Source organism: Geobacillus sp. FSL K6-0789 (assembly GCF_038593135.1).
Lineage (GTDB): Bacteria > Bacillota > Bacilli > Bacillales > Anoxybacillaceae > Geobacillus > Geobacillus stearothermophilus.
Genome location: NZ_CP151966.1, coordinates 311,649 through 329,988, shown reverse-complemented (window position 1 = coordinate 329,988; position 18,340 = coordinate 311,649). Strand labels below are relative to the sequence as shown.

General features: G+C 44.6%; 15 protein-coding genes and 2 pseudogenes. 5 read left to right on the top strand and 12 right to left on the bottom strand.

Translation table 11 applies throughout. From position 1 onward, the window contains the following. Positions 1-79: 79 nt before the first annotated feature. The 4 genes from NSQ51_RS01745 to NSQ51_RS01730 all read right to left on the bottom strand — a co-directional run bounded on the left by NSQ51_RS01745 (position 80) and on the right by NSQ51_RS01730 (position 4,147). Positions 80-1,405: a hypothetical protein gene (locus NSQ51_RS01745; protein ID WP_049624429.1), complete on the bottom strand. Its 1,326-nt coding sequence runs from the start codon at positions 1,403-1,405 to the stop codon at positions 80-82. Positions 1,406-1,411: 6 nt separating this feature from the next. Further along, positions 1,412-2,095 (bottom strand): ABC transporter ATP-binding protein, encoded by a 684-nt coding sequence (locus NSQ51_RS01740; protein WP_049624430.1) that lies wholly within the window; start codon positions 2,093-2,095, stop codon positions 1,412-1,414. Between the two features lie 172 nt (positions 2,096-2,267). After that, positions 2,268-2,471 (bottom strand): hypothetical protein, encoded by a 204-nt coding sequence (locus NSQ51_RS01735; protein WP_049624431.1) that lies wholly within the window; start codon positions 2,469-2,471, stop codon positions 2,268-2,270. Between the two features lie 395 nt (positions 2,472-2,866). After that, a complete protein-coding gene (locus NSQ51_RS01730) occupies positions 2,867-4,147 on the bottom strand; it encodes an IS110 family transposase (protein ID WP_033013870.1) in 1,281 nt (426 codons plus the stop codon). 279 nt (positions 4,148-4,426) lie between these two features. Between NSQ51_RS01730 and NSQ51_RS01725 the strand changes: the two genes are divergently transcribed. From NSQ51_RS01725 to NSQ51_RS01710, 4 genes are all read left to right on the top strand, one after another. After that, complete coding sequence (locus NSQ51_RS01725) at positions 4,427-4,591, top strand: hypothetical protein (protein ID WP_167359665.1); 165 nt, start codon at positions 4,427-4,429, stop codon at positions 4,589-4,591. Between the two features lie 6 nt (positions 4,592-4,597). After that, positions 4,598-5,548 (top strand): polyprenyl synthetase family protein, encoded by a 951-nt coding sequence (locus NSQ51_RS01720; protein WP_049625308.1) that lies wholly within the window; start codon positions 4,598-4,600, stop codon positions 5,546-5,548. Between the two features lie 130 nt (positions 5,549-5,678). Then, entirely contained in the window at positions 5,679-7,682 is a 2,004-nt protein-coding gene (locus NSQ51_RS01715; protein WP_342462723.1) for an ATP-binding protein, read from the top strand. Continuing rightward, a complete protein-coding gene (locus NSQ51_RS01710; protein ID WP_080985714.1) occupies positions 7,609-8,208 on the top strand; it encodes a response regulator transcription factor in 600 nt (199 codons plus the stop codon). Before NSQ51_RS01715 ends, NSQ51_RS01710 begins: the two co-directional genes overlap by 74 nt. 47 nt (positions 8,209-8,255) lie before the next feature. On the opposite strand, the pseudogene NSQ51_RS01705 reads toward NSQ51_RS01710, so the two are convergent. Continuing rightward, positions 8,256-8,405, bottom strand: a pseudogene (locus NSQ51_RS01705) (undecaprenyl-diphosphatase); the annotation flags it as partial. A 73-nt stretch (positions 8,406-8,478) separates the two neighbouring features. Here NSQ51_RS01705 and NSQ51_RS01700 point away from each other — a divergent pair. Then, positions 8,479-8,922 (top strand): annotated as a pseudogene (locus tag NSQ51_RS01700) (helix-turn-helix domain-containing protein); the annotation flags it as partial. Between the two features lie 206 nt (positions 8,923-9,128). On the opposite strand, the gene NSQ51_RS01695 reads toward NSQ51_RS01700, so the two are convergent. The 7 genes from NSQ51_RS01695 to gatA form a co-directional block, all read right to left on the bottom strand. After that, positions 9,129-9,929, bottom strand: a complete 801-nt coding sequence (locus NSQ51_RS01695; protein ID WP_064213564.1) for an AAA family ATPase — start codon at positions 9,927-9,929, stop codon at positions 9,129-9,131. Further along, on the bottom strand, positions 9,922-11,175 hold the full coding sequence (locus tag NSQ51_RS01690) for an IS481 family transposase (RefSeq protein ID WP_094239815.1): 1,254 nt from the start codon (positions 11,173-11,175) through the stop codon (positions 9,922-9,924). The genes NSQ51_RS01695 and NSQ51_RS01690 overlap by 8 nt, the downstream gene beginning before the upstream one ends. Before the next feature lie 152 nt (positions 11,176-11,327). Then, positions 11,328-11,873, bottom strand: a complete 546-nt coding sequence (locus NSQ51_RS01685; RefSeq protein WP_033011705.1) for a DUF6431 domain-containing protein — start codon at positions 11,871-11,873, stop codon at positions 11,328-11,330. 363 nt (positions 11,874-12,236) lie between these two features. Next, entirely contained in the window at positions 12,237-13,118 is an 882-nt protein-coding gene (locus NSQ51_RS01680; RefSeq protein WP_049624722.1) for an NADH dehydrogenase, read from the bottom strand. Between the two features lie 833 nt (positions 13,119-13,951). Then, positions 13,952-15,256: a homocysteine synthase gene (locus NSQ51_RS01675; protein WP_049624723.1), complete on the bottom strand. Its 1,305-nt coding sequence runs from the start codon at positions 15,254-15,256 to the stop codon at positions 13,952-13,954. A 176-nt stretch (positions 15,257-15,432) separates the two neighbouring features. Then, positions 15,433-16,863 (bottom strand): Asp-tRNA(Asn)/Glu-tRNA(Gln) amidotransferase subunit GatB, encoded by a 1,431-nt coding sequence (gatB, locus tag NSQ51_RS01670; protein WP_049624724.1) that lies wholly within the window; start codon positions 16,861-16,863, stop codon positions 15,433-15,435. A gap of 13 nt (positions 16,864-16,876) precedes the next feature. Further along, the gene (gene gatA / locus NSQ51_RS01665) at positions 16,877-18,334 is read right to left on the bottom strand and encodes an Asp-tRNA(Asn)/Glu-tRNA(Gln) amidotransferase subunit GatA (protein ID WP_049624725.1); all 1,458 of its coding nucleotides are present in this window, start codon (positions 18,332-18,334) and stop codon (positions 16,877-16,879) included. Between the last annotated feature and the right edge of the window lie 6 nt (positions 18,335-18,340).

The following is an 18,340-nucleotide window of genomic DNA, read 5'->3' as shown; positions in this document are numbered from 1 at the left end:
GCTATAAATATAAAATTTTGTGGAGACTGGTTACGATAAATAAAATAGGCAATGGTAGCAGCAATTAGTAAAACGTACTTCATAGTGTATTTTCAGTCCTCTCTTCTCTATATATTTTGTAATAAGTGAAAATACATAAGATTATTAAAACTAAGATATTGAAGAATATCCCTAGTTCCAACAACATTAGACCAATAAATAGGCATAAAACAATATATTTAATTGAAGTAATAATTATCCCTTTCTTTGTTGCAGATTTTCGTACTTTAAAATAAACACTGATAATATAAAAAACACAAGAAATTGTCAAATTAGTTAACATAATAGATAAATCGACTTTTAACAAAATGCTATAGAAGGCCAAAGCTAATAAACTAAACAAGATATTTAAACAACCTGCAATAAAATCGATTGAAATAGTTTTATAGCGATTTAATATAGGAAAAAAGTCATCAAGATCATTCGAATAGAGTAATCCTAACATTCTAATTTCATAGAAAAAATAAAAATTCATCATAAGAGTTAAATAAAAGCTAGAAATTTTATCTTCAGAACCTTGAAAAGTGTAACTAATCCAAGAATATATTATAGATAAAGTGGTGATTACTAAATATTTAAAGAGTACGAATTTATCTCTTATGTATATCTTTATGTAAGTTTTAATAATGTTCTTTAACTGCTTATTAAATAATACTAGACTGCTCACTCCTGCTATAATATTACTTAGCTTTATAATTGGTGTAGGGATACTAGTCTTTTTAGTGTTTAACAATTTATTAACAAAAAACGGACTTATAACTAATAATATAATAAATCCTAATAAAATGATATCATCGTATAATTTTATTAAATTCTTTAATAAAAGATTAATACTAAAAAAGTATGGTTCTTTTTTCCCTAATAAAAATAAAATAAATAATAGAAGCAAAGGAACCAAGAAGCGGGAAAAATATTTTTCTTTTACTACGCACACCATATACTCTATAACTTGAGAAATCATTATTAGAAAAAAGATTCGAAAAAAATAGAGTCCTATTAATGATAATGGGATTTTAAATGCAATCAACACAAAAAAGCTACAGAAATAAAAACGAATTTGGTCTTTACTGAATAATTTACACAGAAAGTTAAAGACAATAATAGTAAAAGGGGGTATAGGAGTTGTCTTTAAAAACGCAAATAATAAGTTGATACTTTCTCTTTGATTTTCATTCATAAATATTGCAACTAGATGTAAAAGGAAAATGACTGCTGGAACACCCTTTAATACAATGTCATCTTCAAACATATATAACATAACGGCTAACATTCCACCAAAAAGGAAAGCTGTACCCCACGATAGTAATTTATTAACATGCCCTTCTACTAATTTCGAGTAAATTTTAAAATATTGGTTTATGAGCATGCTATCCTATAGCACTCCTTTTTGTGAAGTGTCAACTTCTATAATTTTTCTATCCACTATTTGATAACATTTATCCGTAATAGTGATGGCCTCATCATATAAATGAGTGGTAAAAAGAATAGAATGTCCGATTTTTTTCTTGTTTAAAAACAAATCTTGAACTTCTCTTACAGATTGTTCATCCAATCCTTCGAAAATCTCATCACAAACTAGAAGAATAGGATCATACAATAAGGTGCCTATCAACACAATTTTTTTTCTTGTACCAAAGGATAAATTCTCAATGAGTTCATCTAGATAGGGCTGTACTGCTAACTTCTCAGCTAAATATTCAATTTTTTTCCTTGTTTCTTTATAAGGTAAGGAAAAAACACTTTGTATAAACGAGAAATATTCATTAGGGGTTAACAATTGGCAAAATGAGTAATCATCACTTGGAACAAATCCACTGTATTTTCTTATCTGCCGTCTTTCCCGTATATTATAATCTCCAATCTTAACCACACCAAAATCAAAATCTGTATAACCTAGTATACATTTTAAAAATAGGCTTTTCCCCGTACCATTTTTTCCAAAGAGGGAACATATCTCTCCTTTTTTTATTGTAATGTTACACTCTTGTAAAATAACTTTATTATTTATGGATTTTGTTAAGTTGCGTACATATAATACATTATTACTCATTGACATATTACAAAAACTCCATTATAATTATTAATAATAAATGGTTTATATTTAGATGTAGGCTAGAACGCATCGTTTTTTGTGAATTAATTGTGAGTTAACGATGTGTTCTAGTTATTCCGGCAAATTTGGATTGGCTCAAAAGAACTTTCATAGAGTTCTTTTGTAGCCAATTTTTTTATAGACCTAATAATTTTGCAATAGCTTCGATAACGGCAGATGATAAGGTAGAAAGATAATTAATGAGCGCATTAAGACCTCGAGCAATCGCGTCTACAATTGCACTACCCGCGAGAGTGATGATAGCCTGTTTTAGCCAGTTGCTCATTTTAGGCCAGTATTTGAGTAAGTATTCTGCGATCTTTCTAATTACACTTGACATTTTTCATCCTCCCTCTAGAAATGTTGATGTATCAAGGCTTTTCGGCCCCTCAGGGGTGTCCAAAAAATATTTTTCGACAAAATCCCTTACATCCTTTTTCAGTTTTGTGGATATCTTACAGACCTAGGGTGCGCTTCGCGGCCACGGCTGGGGATATTTTCCTGCCGTGGGGGGAAGCATATTCGATGCACCCTTTGGATCTCCGCGTCGCTGATGAGGACGAACCCTCCCATGTCTCCGGGCGTCTTCGCGCCAACATTCCCTCGTTCGGTCTCGTCATCAGGCGGAGGCCGGCCAAGCTCCTTTAGGGACTCAAGGTCGAATGGATGAAATCACGCCAGCTTCTCCGGTGTCATCTCGTTGTCCAACGATTCTTCCGTTCGCAGGGGGAGGCCTTAGGCCGCCCGTTGCACCTGGGACAAGACGTCCTGCTTCATTCGCTCCGCGTCAAACGCTTGTTTCTTCGTACAAATCGCAAACAGCACATTCAACAGCTTCCGGCACAAGGCGACGATGGACTGCTTTCCGGTCAGCGGATTGACGGATCGGGTCGTATAATACTCATGCAGCTCGCGAAACGCCTCGTTATGCCGAATCAGCGGAATCATCGCCCGAAACAGCACCGAGCGCAACCGTTTCCGTCCCCGTTTGGAGATGTGCTTTTGCCCTTTGCGCTGGCCGGAGGAGTTCTCCTTGAGCGTCAGGCCCGCCAACTTCACCAATTGGCGCGGGTCCCGATAATGGGCGAAGCTGCCGATCTCCGCCAGCAGATCGATGATCGTGGCGTCTCCCAACCCGTCGACCGTTTTCAACCATTGGTACTCCATCGTCGTTTGAACCAATGCCTTCAACTCGGCGTCCAGTGCAGCGATCTCCGCCTCCAATTGGCGGTATCGGCGGACGAGCGCGGCGATCTCAAACCGGGCCATCGCTGTCCCTTCCGTCACCCCAATCGAGTCCTTCGCGGTGTTGATCAACGCCTGAATTTTGGCCTTCTGCGGGCATTTCATCCCTTTGCTTTGCCGGTACACCTCGATGAGCTCCTCGGCGGTCCGACCGGCCATATCAGCCGGAAGCGGCGTCCACTCCAACACCGAAAGCGCCGTTTTCCCCAAGTCACGAAACACGGTCCAAAACTCTGGAAAATACCGATCCGTCCAGCGGACGATCGCGTTTTTCACCGCCGTCTGTTCCTTGCGGAGCTTCTCTTTGAGCGTGCTTCCCACGCGCAAATCGGCTTCGATCTCGTGCAGCAGCCGGGGAACGAGGAATCGTCCGTCTTTTGCCAGTCTGGCAATGACCAGGGCGTCTTTGGCGTCGTGTTTCGTCGGCAGGTTGTCATCGAGTTCTTTCGACCGGCACACATGCGCCGGGTTGACCATGACCAACGGGATCCCGTGCTCCTCGAGGAAGTAGGCCAGGTTCAACCAGTAGTGCCCGGTCGGCTCCACCGCGACGATCACCTCTGACTTCCCAAACGCTTGCATCGCCTCCTGAATCGCTTTATACAGCTGCTGAAACCCCTCTTTCGACTGGAAGATCGGGAACGACTTGCGAAGCACGCGCCCCCGGTCATCCACGAAGCAGGCGTAGTGGGTTCGTTTCGCGATATCGATGCCCACGACAAGCGTTTGTTCCGTAACTTGATCAATTTTATAGTTTTGTGTACAATTCATCTGAAGTCCTCCTTGGTATGGTGAGTGATGTGGTTGACACCCCTGCATCATACCAAGAGGGCTTTTTTTGATCAAGTCCCCGGAAAAGCTTCTAACGGGAATGCTCCTATTAAGATGCGTTCATAGCCTACGACTACAATTTACTACATTTAAAAACAAAAAACATCCGTATTTTCCGTAAATTTGATTGCGGAAAATACCTATTTTTTTAGAAAGTGATGACAAAAGCTGTAATATAGTGTAAAATTTTGATAAAAATATTGGTTGGAGGTAGGTATTATGAACCAAAACTTATGGAATGTTCTTCAAACACTACTAGGGAAAGATTCCATCGGAACAACGGAACTTGCGTTAGCAAGGGAGAGTTTAAGTCCAGAAGTCTTCTCAGCATTGGTAGAGTATCTGCAAGATGGATTGAAAGCGAAAGGAAATCCGTGGGTGTAAGGTTGAATGAATATTGTTGGAAGAAGCGAAATAAAGACCTTTTTGCAAAATCACTTGTCCACTAATTGTATGTTAGAACAAGAGATCATACAATATATTTTCCATATGCTGCACCGCAAAGGAAAAATATTTAATAATGATGGAACTTATTTTTCTTGGGGAGAGTTTTATGCATACGTATCCTCATTCCATTTTGATGAGGATACGTGCAGCCAATCTGTTATCACTCACGCTGCTGCTATTGAACTTCTTATTTTAGCAACAGACATTTTTGATGAGATTTCCGATCATGATCAAAGTGATGAGATAATAAGTCAGTTATCTATAGGTGAAGCGGTCACCATTGCCAATGCGAGTATGATGGAAGCGTTTCGACTCATTCTTCATAATTCTAAGACAGATGTGTATGAAAAATTCGCTATTATCATCTATGAGTTGCAAAACGCTTGTAATGGACAGTGGAGAGATTTACATTTTGTCATTTCTGAACATGTTCCGACAGAAGATGATTATTTTCGTATTATCAAACAAAAGTCTTCGTCCTTAGTAAAACTAGTTTGCGAACTCAGCGATATCCATAACCAAAACATATGGGGTCCCATTGCGACTGACATCGGCATTGCCGGTCAACTGAAAAATGATGCAAAAGATATTCTTTCTGATTATAAGAGTGATTTAACGAACAAAAAGGCCACTCTTCCTTTCATTAAAGCCGTTGAATATAGTATCGAAAAAGATAATGGGTGGCTGCTAAAGAAACTTCATCAACTGAAAGCAAATGATCACAACTCTCTATTAATGCAGGAGATTAAGAACTATATACGTAAAACCGGAGCAATCGATTACTGCTTCATTCTTTCCAAAGTCTATATGAATAAAGCAGTGGACCAGCTTACTGCCCATTTTCCGGAAAAACAAGTTCAAGTAAATCGTTTAAAAAGTTATTTGGAAAGCTAGGGATAATATGAACAAAAAAGTTTTTCCCTTTGTCATGCCACTCATTTTTGTCCTTATTATTTGTTATACTCTATTGAAAATGTACAATGAGCACTTTTCGTTCCAGCATTATTTCACGATGTTCATTGGAATGGCGTTTTTTTTTATTGGCATCTATAGCTATGTGCAAAAACCGAACTCGATCGTTGTTCAACATTTTTTAGCGTTAATGTTTATTAGCGGGCTTGCTATTGCTTTGTCAACACCTTCTAGCTGGAATATAAAACCGGCAAAAGAATTGGAAGTAATTGTTGTCTCTTTTGCTCCCTATATTCTTATGAAATTTTTTGAGCATTTCCCTTCATCAACAAAACCGACATTTTTTCGTCAAGTGCGTATGATCACATTATTGATTGCCATCTTCGCAACGCTCATTTATTTCTTAATAGGCATTCGTCACGATGTCATCGTCAGCACGATCGTTCGGCCATTCATTGTCGCGAACATGGTTCTATCGTTACTATCTTGTATTGTCATCTTTTATTTACACCTTCGATCTAATTCCGATAAAATAAAAAATCAAATGTATCTTTTAATCGCTGGCCTGATTCTATCGTTTGCTCCTGTTGTCATTCTTAGCTTAATTCCAGATGTATTTTTTTCTTTTTCGGGCGTTCCTTTTCATTATAGTCTTAGCAGCATCATCATCTTTCCTATGACACTGTCATATCTATTAACGAAGCAAGAAATCGTTGATTTTCGAGAAATCTTTCGAAAAATTAGTTTTCAATTATTAGCAGTGATTTTGAGTTTAGTTGCATTTAACCTATTATTGTCTATGTTTTACAATTTCAACTTAAAGTCAGCGATTTTAATGAACACCTTACTCATATGCACCTTCGTTGTTTGCGACCTGATCCACAAAGGGTTGGAACCTTTAAAAATGAAAAAATGGCATCTTAAGAATCAAGAAATACAAAAAGAAAAATTGCTCATCCTTCAGCAATTGCTGAACGGGAAGCATTTGGAATATTGCGCAAAGCTCATTGCTGATTTAATACATAAAACGATCGATGTTAGCGGAGTATGCCTGATATGGAAAAACGATAACATCCCTATGGTCTTGCATAAAACAGGAGTTTTTCTCCATTTTAACGATGCGGAACTACTGACTTGCGTTCATCAGAGCTGCCATCCTGAAAAAATGAATATCAATGGAAAGAACTTCTTTTTCTATCCTATGAATATGGAGGATGTAACGATCGGATGGGTCATCATCGGAGAGAAAACGAACGCGACGGTTTTTGAAAAAGAAGAAATCAAACTCATCGAAAAAATTCGAACCGACGCGACAGAATTATTTTCCAGCTCGAAATCGTTACAGCAAATCGAAAAACAGTTAAAGGAAACAATGAAAGAATCTCAAGATTATAAACAATTTCATTTGCTACTGATTAATGAACAAGAAGAGGAAAAAAAGAAGCTATCTGTTTTTCTCCATGATGAGGTGTTGCAAAATTTAATCCTGCTTTTTAATAAACTTGAATTGCTAAGCAAAAATAAAAAAATGGATAACGGAGTTTTCGAAGACATCAAAGAGTCGCTCCGCAACAGTATTTTTGAAATAAGGGAAATGTGCCATGAGTTATATCCGGTTATAGTAGAAGATTTGGGATTGGAGAAAAGTCTCTATTCATTAAAAAGAAAATGCCAAACGAACCATAATGTTACCATTGAGATTGATTATAATACGAATCTGAGAGTCATTCCCGCTTCCCTCTCTATTCAAGTGTTTCGAATGATCAAAGAATTGGTTTACAACGCCATAAAACATTCTTCGTCAAAGAAGGTTTTCGTTTCTGTTGTAGAAACGAACAATTTCCTAAACATAAAAGTAAAAGATCATGGTATTGGATTTAAGGTGCCGAATCGTTTATCAGAGTTATCGCAAAACAATCATTTAGGATTGATTACGATTCAAAAACGAGTCAATCAGTTCAAAGGCACACTTGACATACAGTCTGAACCGGGAGCTGGAACTTGCGTTTCGATAACTCTGCCAATAGATGGGGATGGAACAAATGAAAATCAAAGTATTACTAGTGGACGACCATTTATTAGTGATGCTCGGGATTCAACAATTGTTAGAAAATGAAGCTGATTTAGAGGTTGTAAATACGATTTGTCATCCCGCCCGTTTAGAGGAGGAAATCATCAAGCACAACCCTGACGTCATTGTCATGGATATAAGAATGAAAAACGATAACGGAATTGAATGGACGAAGAAAATCACTGAAACATATCCAACATGTAAAGTCGTTATTTTATCAGGGTATGACTATGACGAATACATTCACGCTGCTTACGAAGCCGGGGCTTATGCGTTTGTGACAAAAGAAAATTCCGCCTTTGAATTGGCCAATGCGATTAGGCAAAGCCATTTAGGAATCAAATCTTTTCCGATTGAGCGATTATCCAATTATAATTCTCCTCTCACAAAAATAGAATTAAACATTCTCCAACTCATTTCCGAGGATAGGACAAACGCAGAAATCAGCGAGCTGTTAAACATCAGCAGAAGAACGGTCGAACACCACGTATCTTCGATTTTGCGAAAATTGGATGTCGACTCACGGGTGGGAGCGGTTGTCAAAGCGATGAAGCTTGGGATATTGGAATAAAAACAGCCCGATGGAACGTTGTCCATCGGGCGTCAGTTAAATAATTTCTAGAAATACACGATGTAAATAACAAGCGCCAAGACAATACGGTACACCGCAAACGGCACGAGGCGGATTTGGTTAATAAGCTTTAAGAAAAAGCGAATCGAAACGAGCGCGAACACAAACGCGCTAATAATGTTAAAGCCGATGATAAAATCCCCAATATAGCCGGAATAAAATTCCCCACTTACAATAGAACCATAGTGTCAACGAGAGGAGCTATGGTTCATGATTACGAGAGGGGAATTTTTTATGATCAAAGAGATGTATGAAAGGGGAATGAGTATTTCCGATATTGCGAGGGAATTGGGGATCGATCGGAAAACCGTCCGAAAATATATTCACTCCCCCAATCCTCCTTCCAAATCCAAGCGAAAACAAAGAAAAAGCAAGTTAGATCCATTTAAGCCGTATCTTCAAAAACGAATGTTAGAAGATGGGGTGTTTAATAGCGAAAAGTTGTTTTTTGAAATTCGACAACAGGGCTATACGGGAGGAAAGACGATTTTAAAAGACTATATGAAACCTTTCCGAGAGACGGCGAAAAAGAAATACACCGTTCGTTATGAAACGCTTCCTGGCGAACAAATGCAAGTCGATTGGAAAGAAGTCGGGGAGGTCGTGATCGAAGGGAGAAAAGTCAAGTTATCGCTATTTGTGGCTGTGTTAGGTGTAAACTAGCACATTATTTCAGAATCCCTTTTTCAAATTATTTCAGGCGGATTCGGAAATAATGTGCAAAATTTTTGCGGATTGTTCCGGATTTTGCACATTCTTTCGGAACGTTTGCACGCTCTTTCAGATGAAGATTTCCAGCGCGCCTGATGGACCTATGGAAAAGAGAAAGCACAAAAGAGGCCGATTCGGCCCCTTTCGTGCTAATACCCCATTTCCTCTGCGGCCATGCGCACCACTTCTTCGTCAATGGCGTCCTTTTTCAGCTGATACCCGTATAACAGGCACGTCGTGGCCAACGTGTTGATCACCCGAGGCCATCCCCGCGACTGCAGGGCAATCGCCTCTAACGCCGATGGGGTGAAGATCGGATGCTTCGCCCCGGCCTGTTTCATCCGATGTTCGATGTAGCCCGCCACCTCTTCCTTCTCCAGCGGCCCCATCCGGTATCGCATGATGATCCGCTGGTCGAGAGGGCGGTGCTGATTGAGCCGCAGCTTCCCCTGTAAATGGGGCAGCCCGGCCAAAATCAAGACAAATGGGTTGGTCGAATCCATCTCAAAGTTGAACAAGATCGCGATGTCCTGTAAAAATGCATCCTTCGCTAAATGCATCTCATCCAAAATGAACACCGGCGTGATCCGCCGTTCATGATACAATCGCTCGATCGCCTGCTGGATTTGGCGGAAGAGGTCTACCTTGCGGTACTTCGGTTCCTCTCCTAATCCCAAGGCCAGTCCACGGTAAAAATCCATCACGCCTCCGGTGGATAACGGAAAGTAGACGACATGATACAATGATGGATTCAATGACTCTTTCAGCGCCCGAAGGGCGAACGTCTTGCCCGCCCCCGGCTCTCCGATCAACAGCCCGATCCCCCGGGTTCGTTTCACGTACTCCAGCGCCCGCAACGCTTCCTGAAATGACGCCCCTTGATACGCCTCGGACGGGTCTGTTTCTTTCGCAAACGGCTCCCGCGAAAGGGAGTAAAACGATTTATACACCGTGTTCTCCCTCCTTCGCCGGAATCGCCGCAAACGGGGACCGATGGCGTTTTACATAGGCATTGTCCTCCAAACGCACCCGAATGGCTTCCGCCACCCGTTTGCCCTCTTCGTACACATAGACGCCTCGTTCGTCATAGCGGAGCTCAATCGATTGCCCAATGAACCGAGGCGGCACTTCGTATAGCTGTTTATTCAGGGTGATTGTGCCATCGGCTTTCACCTTGCGGTGCTCCCGTTTCAGAAAAATCGCATCCAGCCAATCGCCATCTTCGATGAACGACACGAGATGCACTTGCGATTGAAACACCTCATGCGGCGTTTTTCCGTCCAGTGAGGCGTGCGGTTTTCGATGATACTCCTCTTCAAGCCACTTCCAAAAACGCTCGTTCAACTCGTCAAGCGATTTCGGCGGATTCAGCTCCAACAGTGGATAAAACCGTGTCTGTACGGTGCGGAAGAACCGTTCGATTTTTCCCTTGCTTTGCGGGTCATACGGCTGGGTGTGGATGAGTGTAATCCCCATCTCGGCGCACGCATACTGCAGCACCTCGGACCGATAAATTTTCCCGTTGTCCGAGTAAATGCGTTTCGGCTTCCCGCAACGAAGCACCGCTTCCTTCGTGACGATCCGCAGCCCGTCAAACTTCTCCGAAGGGAAAAATTGGGCATATGGCACTAACCGCGAGCAGTCATCGATATACGCGATCAAAAACGTTTTCTGGGCTTTCCCATGGACGCGAATCGTGGGTCCATGGGATAAGTCCCCTTGCCATAGCTCATTGATCTGGTCATACGCAAAACGCTTTCGCTCCGGCATCGGCAAGATTTCTTTTCCCACCAGGTTGTGTTTTTTCAACAATCGGTATATAGTAAAGTAAGAGGTATGATTTTCTGGGATTTCCCCCTGCTCGATCAGGTGTTCGTAGAACACCGTCACGGGCATGGTGGGATGTTCTTTTCTTAGGGCTAAAATATGATCCTCATCATCGGGCGACAGACGCCTTGAGTGGCCGCGGTCCGAACGGCGCTTCGGCTTTAAGGCGTCAAAGCCCCCTTTTTTGTATCGGGTGCACCAATCGAGGATCGTCTTGGCTGCGATTCGTTTGTCTCCCTGGTGGGGAACATGGTGCACTCGCTCGCTCACCTCTTTCAGATACGTCTTCGGTTCCACCTGCCCATTCACCAACGGAGCGATTAGCCCGTACCGAAACAGGGCAATGTCGTGTCTCATCGACTCATTCATTCAAATCTCCTCCTTGTCTCACTTGGAATCAGGACCGTTCCGGTCCGTCTGCCCTTATCGTACCGAATTGCTTTTTCTCCGTCGATAGGAAAGGTTTGTGGGAACCGAAACTATTTCCAATTTAGGGTATGTATGTAAAATCAGGATCCCATTTAATTCGCAAAAGGGTGTCGGAATCCGCCCTCCCACATCTCTCTGATGGCCGAATCAAGACCGTGTTCCTCTAACGTCTGGATCCACCAAGAAGCCCGTTCCTTTTCTTTTTTCACGATAGGGCCTATGATCCTCCACCGCCTCGCAAAAAAGCTGTGAAGGCTTGATAGGTTTCGGTAGAACCGTCGGACATAAAAGATGATGCCGTCCTTTGTCGGGAGAAACGGAGCCTGGTTCGTCCTTTCGGTCAATCCCAACTGCTCTTTCACGACTTGCCATATGGCGGACAACGTATACTGAAAATACGGGAGGAGAAAGGAAGGCAGCACACTCACCGTCTTCAAGCATTCCCGACAGCGATACCGGACAATCCAAATGCGATAATCACCATGTGGGGTCAATGCGTTTCGCTCATAGTAACCGTGGCGGTGCAACGGGCGCTTGGCCCGGCAATGCGGACACTTTTTCAGAAGAGGGAAGTCGTTTTCTTTTCCACGCTCTGCATACGTTTGGACGTCAATGCCAAAGTCATGAAATTGGATCACGTCCTCCTCCCCCTCCTATGAACCGATGGATTTTCTCTTCCGAAATAATTCACAAAAAATTTAGCACATTCTTTCAGAAAAGGGGAGAGGGCTTTCTGAAGGAATGTGCAAAAAAATGTCTCTTTTGTTCCGAAATAAAGTGATAATTTACAGTTGAACCTAAAAGAAATAAAAAAACAGGCAGATGAAAAAACTCATACCGATAGAGCAAGATAAAATCTTTAAGGCTGTGCCATTTCCCCACTACCACCATTCCTAGCGGCAAGATGCTCACCACCATCAACAGAGCCATGACGCCCAAAATCATTCGGATAACGGTGCGATGCAACAGCAAATCTTGCCAAACAAAAAAAAACAATCTGTCTAGAGAACATCTTCACTCTTCTTCACTCCATATGAAAATACCCCTACCGCGATCAACAATTGGAGGATAAACACGATGACGATTTTCCAATAGGACAATCCTTCCACTGGTTGTGAAGGGATTAAAAAATTAAACGGATCCCAGGCCAATTGGTTGGTAATGGTCAGCGCTGCCCAACAAACCATATAAATGATTTGTGGCATCAACGTGATCAAATACCGATTTTTCAAGAATAAAGAAAAGGCTAAACCGAGACAAACGTAGCCACCGGCAAACAACCCGCCAATGACATAATACGCGAGAACATACCAATAAGGGGAGATCTCCAATAAAGGAGAAAAAAGGCTTTTCTTTTCCCCTTCAAATGAATTGTCCGGCAACGGCAACGTGCCATGGACCAATTGCCGATAAGCCTGGGAAAAGCTCGAATAATCCCAATGGTTCGTCAAAAGATTCACCAGCACAACTCCCAGCACAAGAGGAAGAAGGAATAAGAAGAAAGCGCTGATATAGGAAAACACAAATTTCCTTCGAAAATAGACTCCCCTTCCCATCCGTGTCAATTGATAATGAATATTTCCGCTCTTTCGCTCACGATCAATCGAATCTACCAATGGAATGGACAACAATAGTGGAAAAAGGAAGTAATATAAAGAAGAGAGTACGTTAAATCGGAAGCCTCCTAGACCAACCCATTCAAGGTGAGGCGATGCCAAGGCGGAAACATTTGGATTGTCGTGGTAAATTCGTTCAAGCAACTGCACATTTTCACGATAATCTTTCACCCCCAACACGACAGCGCCAATGACGAGCAACAACAGGCAAGCTGCGCTGATATAAAAGTTCTTATTTTTCAGAAGTTTAAGCAATTCCATATACATACAATCATCTCCTAATTCTTCTGTTTAAGGACGGTCTTCTTCATTGAAATTGAAGAAGACCGTCCCTGACGAAGAAAACCTCTCTCTTGTCCAAGTTGACTGAACATATCTATAAAATCGATCAATTGTCGGGGTAAAATTTGCCTGCGATATCAACTGTAACGTAAGTGAAGGATGCATTTTCCGCCACTAATGAAACTTTTTTGCCAACAGCGCTTTGGTCGACAGTGAAATAACGCGTGTCATTATCGGTTACATTCAGCGCGGTTGGCGACACTTTCGTGGAGCCTTGCTGAATCCACATATTCGCTTTATAATCGCTCCCACATTGCTATCATGTTTGTCTTTAAAAGTCAAGTACATCTTTTGGTGATGAACCTTAAAATACAGGACCGGTCCCATGGGATATTATAACAAAAAAAAAGAAGTAAATACGAAAAATTAAAACAAAATGGGTGCATCACTGTAACCTTGAATCGGTGATCAAGACGGGTTCACGCCCCCACAAGAAAATTTGATCAATCAACCAAATATTACATCTCGGTTCTTCACCTAATAGGTGAACATTCGAAATAGAGTAGAGGCCTCTGCATAATTGAGAGTTTCCCGGCATTTCGGGTACACTTCTATCACGGATTCAGGTGGAACGTACTTGACAAGCGAGGATAGTCTGGAGTCTCCGTGTCCGGAAAATCTGATGTACTGATTTTCCCTTGCAAGTGCAGAGAAGGCGTGTTCTGAGATAGCTTTGCTCTGCAAATCAAAAAAGAGCGCCCTAGTTTGTCGATTAGGGCGCTCTTTCTATTTTCTAAATGGTTCTCGCTTCGTTGCTTCTACTTCACCCCCACCGTCTGGCTTTGGCGGATGGCTTGACGCAAGTCGTCCAAAATGTCGTCGATCGACTCCGTGCCGACGGACAGACGCACAAGGCCCGGGGTGACGCCGGCGGACAATTGCTCGTCCGGGCTCAGCTGCTCGTGCGTTGTGCTGGCCGGGTGGATGATGAGCGATTTCGAATCGCCGATGTTGGCCAAATGGGAGAACAGCTTGACCGAGTCGATCAGTTTTTTCCCGGCTTCGACGCCGCCTTTGATTTCAAACGTGACGATCGCACCTTGCCCGTTTGGCAAATACTTTTTCGCGAGTTCATGTGACGGATGGCTTGGAAGCCCTGGATAGCTGACGGATTCGACGGCTTCTTCCTCTTCTAAAAACTTGGCGACGGCAAGGGCGTTTTCGCTATGGCGCTGCATCCGTAAATGAAGCGTCTCTAATCCTTGCAAAAGCAAAAACGCGTTAAACGGCGACAGCGCCGCTCCTAAGTCGCGCAACAGCTGGATGCGCGCTTTCGTGATGTACGCCGCTTCGCCGACGGCATCCACATACACCAACCCGTGATAGCTTGGGTCTGGCTCGGTGAACTCCGGAAACTTGCCGCTCCCTTTCCAGTCAAACTTGCCGCTGTCGACAATCACGCCGCCGATCGAATTGCCGTGCCCACCGATAAACTTTGTCGCTGAGTGGACGACGATGTCGGCGCCGAATTCAATCGGCCGCAATAAGTATGGACTGGCCACCGTGTTGTCGACAATGAGCGGAATGTCGTGGCGATGGGCGATGTCGGCGACCTCTTCAATGTCAAGCACATCGTTTTTCGGGTTGCCGATCGTTTCCGCAAACAACGCTTTCGTTTTGTCGGTGATGGCCTTCTCAAAGTTTTCCGGATCGGACGGATCGACAAACTTCACCGTAATGCCAAACTTGCGCAGCGTATGAGCGAACAAGTTGTACGTGCCGCCGTAAATGGACGACGACGACACGATTTCATCGCCCGCCGAGGCGATGTTGATGATCGAATAAAACACCGCCGCCTGCCCTGATGAGAGCGCAAGCGCCCCGATCCCGCCTTCAAGCGCCGCGATCCGTTTTTCAAGCACATCGTTCGTTGGGTTCATAATGCGCGTGTAAATAAACCCTTCCTCTTTCAAGCCAAATAAATTGGCTGCGTGCTCGCTGTCGCGGAACACATATGAGCTTGTTTGGTAAATCGGCACCGCCCGCGCGCCCGTTTCCGCATCCGGTTTTTGCCCGGCGTGGATGGCGAGCGTCTCCGGGCGGAAGGTTTGTTCATTGCTCATCGTTTCCTCTCCCCCTCTTTGATCCCTCGAGATCTCATATCCTACTAAATCAATTGGTTTTTCTTATAAAGAATCTATCACTGGATCACAACGTTTGTCAATTATATTTTTTTAATAGTGAAAAAATTTTTATTGAAAACAGAGCCTGCCGGTGGGCAGGCCTCCTATTTGTTTCATCACCGTTTTCCAATTTCCTCTATTAACAGCTTATTGACAAGCGGCGGATTCGCTTGCCCTTTTGTTGCTTTCATCACTTGGCCGACAAGGAAACCGAGCGCGCGGTCTTTGCCGTTTTTATAGTCTTCCACCGACTGCGGGTTGGCGTCAAGCACTTCGAGCACGATTTTGCGCAACGCTCCTTCGTCGGAAATTTGCACGAGCCCTTTTTCTTTGACGATTTTCTCCGGGTCGCCGCCTTTTTCAACAAGCTCTTTGAACACTTTTTTCGCGATTTTCGACGAAATCGTGCCGTTTTGGATGAGTTTGATCATGCTTGCTAGGCTTTCCGGCGTCAAGGCGATGTCATGCAGCTCTTTTTGTTCGGCGTTTAAGTACCCGGACACTTCGACCATGAGCCAGTTCGACGCCAGTTTTGGATCAGCGCCGTTGGCGACCGTTGCTTCGAAGAAGTCGGCCATTTCTTTGGTCAATGTCAGCACTTTGGCGTCGTATTCCGGCAGGCCCCATTCTTCGACATACCGCTTCCGTCGGGCGTCCGGCAGCTCCGGAATCGAGGCGCGGACGCGCTCTTTCCATTCGTCGTCAATATAAAGCATGACCAAGTCCGGCTCCGGGAAGTAGCGGTAGTCTTCCGAGCCTTCTTTGACGCGCATGAGGATGGTCGTTTTTGTCGCTTCGTCAAAGCGCCGCGTTTCTTGACGGATGACGCCGCCCGAGAGCAAAATTTTCTCCTGCCGCTTCGCTTCGTACTCGAGCCCCATGCGGACGAAGTTGAACGAGTTTAAGTTTTTCAACTCCGTTTTCGTGCCGAATTGGTCCGATCCGATCGGCCGGAGCGAAATGTTGGCGTCGCAGCGGAGCGATCCTTCTTCCATTTTGCAGTCGGAGACGCCCGTGTATTGGATGATCGCTTTTAATTTTTCCAAGTAGGCGTACGCCTCTTCCGGCGAGCGGATGTCTGGCTCCGAGACGATCTCAATGAGCGGCGTCCCTTGGCGGTTAAAATCCACGAGCGAATAGCCGTCGCCTGTATGCGTCAATTTGCCCGCGTCCTCTTCCAAGTGAATGCGGGTGATGCCGATTTTTTTCTTTTTTCCGTTTACTTCAATTTCAATCCAGCCATTTCGGCCAAGCGGCTGATCGTATTGCGAAATTTGGTACGCTTTCGGGTTGTCCGGATAAAAATAGTTTTTGCGGTCGAATTTCGTCTCGGTCGCGATTTCGCAGTTTAACGCCATCGCTGCTTTCATCGCAAACTCGACCGCCTGGCGGTTCAACACCGGCAGCACGCCCGGATACCCTAAGTCAATGACGTTCGTTTGCGTGTTTGGGGGCGCTCCGAACGCGTTCGGGCTGCTGGAGAAAATTTTCGATTTCGTTTTCAGCTCGACGTGCACCTCAAGTCCGATGACCGTTTCAAAGTTCATCACCTAACCCCCCTTACAACACCGGTTTTTGCTTATGGTAGTCAGTCGCCTGTTCAAAGGTGTGGGCGACGCGATAGACCGTGCTTTCATCAAAGTGCTTGCCGATGATTTGCAAGCCGACCGGCAAGCCGTCGACAAAGCCGCACGGCACGGAAATGGCCGGCACGCCCGCCAGGTTGACCGGAATCGTTAAAATGTCGTTTGCGTACATCGTCAGCGGATCACTCGTTTTCTCACCGATTTTAAACGCCGGAGTCGGCGTTGTCGGGCCGATGATGACGTCATATCGTTCAAATACGTTTTCGAAGTCGCGCTTGATCAACGTCCGCACTTTTTGCGCTTTTTTGTAATACGCATCGTAATAGCCCGAGCTTAACGCGAACGTCCCGAGCATAATGCGGCGCTTGACCTCCGCCCCGAATCCTTCGCTCCGTGTGAGTTTATACATATCGATCAAGTTTTTCGCGTTGTCCGTCCGGTAGCCGTAGCGGACGCCGTCAAAGCGGGCGAGGTTCGCCGAGGCTTCCGACGAAGCGAGCAAGTAGTACGTCGCCAAGGCATATTTCGAATGCGGAAGCGACACTTCTTCCCACGTTGCACCGAGCTTCTCAAGCACGGCAAGCGCCGCCAGCACCGACTGGTGCACGCCTTCGTCGACGCCTTCCCCTAAATATTCGTTCGGCACGGCGATTTTCAATCCTTTGATGTCCCCGGTCAACGCCTCCACATAGTTCGGCACCGGCACGTTTGCCGATGTCGAATCCATCGGATCGACGCCTGCAATCGCCTGCAATAAGTAGGCGTTGTCTTCGACCGTGCGCGTAATCGGACCGATTTGGTCCAGCGACGACGCAAACGCGACAAGCCCGAAGCGCGAGACGCGGCCGTATGTCGGCTTCAAACCAACAACCCCGCAAAACGCCGCCGGCTGGCGGATCGAACCGCCCGTATCCGAACCTAAAGCAAACGGCACTTCCCCTGCCGCCACCGCCGCCGCCGAACCGCCGCTCGAGCCGCCCGGAACGCGCTCTAAGTCCCACGGGTTGCGTGTCAGCTGAAAGCCAGAGTTTTCCGTCGACGAACCCATGGCGAACTCGTCCATATTCAGCTTCCCGATCGTAATGGCGCCCGCAGCGTTCAGCCGCTCCATAACGGTCGCGTCGTAAATCGGGTCAAAGTTGTATAAAATTTTGCTGGCGCATGTCGTGCGCAATCCTTTTGTGACGATGTTGTCTTTAATGCCGATCGGCAAGCCGAACAGCGGGTTCGTTTCTTCGCCTTTGGCGAGCTGGTCATCCAACTCTTTCGCTTTCGCCCGCGCCTGTTCTTCATTTAATGTTAAAAACGCTTGCACTTTTTCTTCCACTTCGCCGATGCGTCGGTACGATTCGTCGACTAAATCGGAAATCGACACTTCTTTTTTCTGCAGCAACGTATGTAATTCTGATACGGAATGGTCAAAAAGCGACATAAATCC

Excerpts from the sequence above, each read along its gene's own strand:
- NSQ51_RS01690 (WP_094239815.1), bottom strand. The coding sequence starts at position 11,175 with ATGAATGAGTCGATGAGACACGACATTGCCCTGTTTCGGTACGGGCTA.
- NSQ51_RS01715 (WP_342462723.1), top strand. The coding sequence starts at position 5,679 with ATGGCGTTTTTTTTTATTGGCATCTATAGCTATGTGCAAAAACCGAAC.
- gatB (WP_049624724.1), bottom strand. The coding sequence starts at position 16,863 with ATGAACTTTGAAACGGTCATCGGACTTGAGGTGCACGTCGAGCTGAAA.
- NSQ51_RS01710 (WP_080985714.1), top strand. The coding sequence starts at position 7,609 with ATGAAAATCAAAGTATTACTAGTGGACGACCATTTATTAGTGATGCTC.
- gatA (WP_049624725.1), bottom strand. The coding sequence starts at position 18,334 with ATGTCGCTTTTTGACCATTCCGTATCAGAATTACATACGTTGCTGCAG.
- NSQ51_RS01735 (WP_049624431.1), bottom strand. The coding sequence starts at position 2,471 with ATGTCAAGTGTAATTAGAAAGATCGCAGAATACTTACTCAAATACTGG.
- NSQ51_RS01675 (WP_049624723.1), bottom strand. The coding sequence starts at position 15,256 with ATGAGCAATGAACAAACCTTCCGCCCGGAGACGCTCGCCATCCACGCC.
- NSQ51_RS01745 (WP_049624429.1), bottom strand. The coding sequence starts at position 1,405 with ATGCTCATAAACCAATATTTTAAAATTTACTCGAAATTAGTAGAAGGG.
- NSQ51_RS01740 (WP_049624430.1), bottom strand. The coding sequence starts at position 2,095 with ATGTCAATGAGTAATAATGTATTATATGTACGCAACTTAACAAAATCC.
- NSQ51_RS01680 (WP_049624722.1), bottom strand. The coding sequence starts at position 13,118 with ATGTATATGGAATTGCTTAAACTTCTGAAAAATAAGAACTTTTATATC.
- NSQ51_RS01730 (WP_033013870.1), bottom strand. The coding sequence starts at position 4,147 with ATGAATTGTACACAAAACTATAAAATTGATCAAGTTACGGAACAAACG.
- NSQ51_RS01725 (WP_167359665.1), top strand. The coding sequence starts at position 4,427 with ATGAACCAAAACTTATGGAATGTTCTTCAAACACTACTAGGGAAAGAT.
- NSQ51_RS01720 (WP_049625308.1), top strand. The coding sequence starts at position 4,598 with ATGAATATTGTTGGAAGAAGCGAAATAAAGACCTTTTTGCAAAATCAC.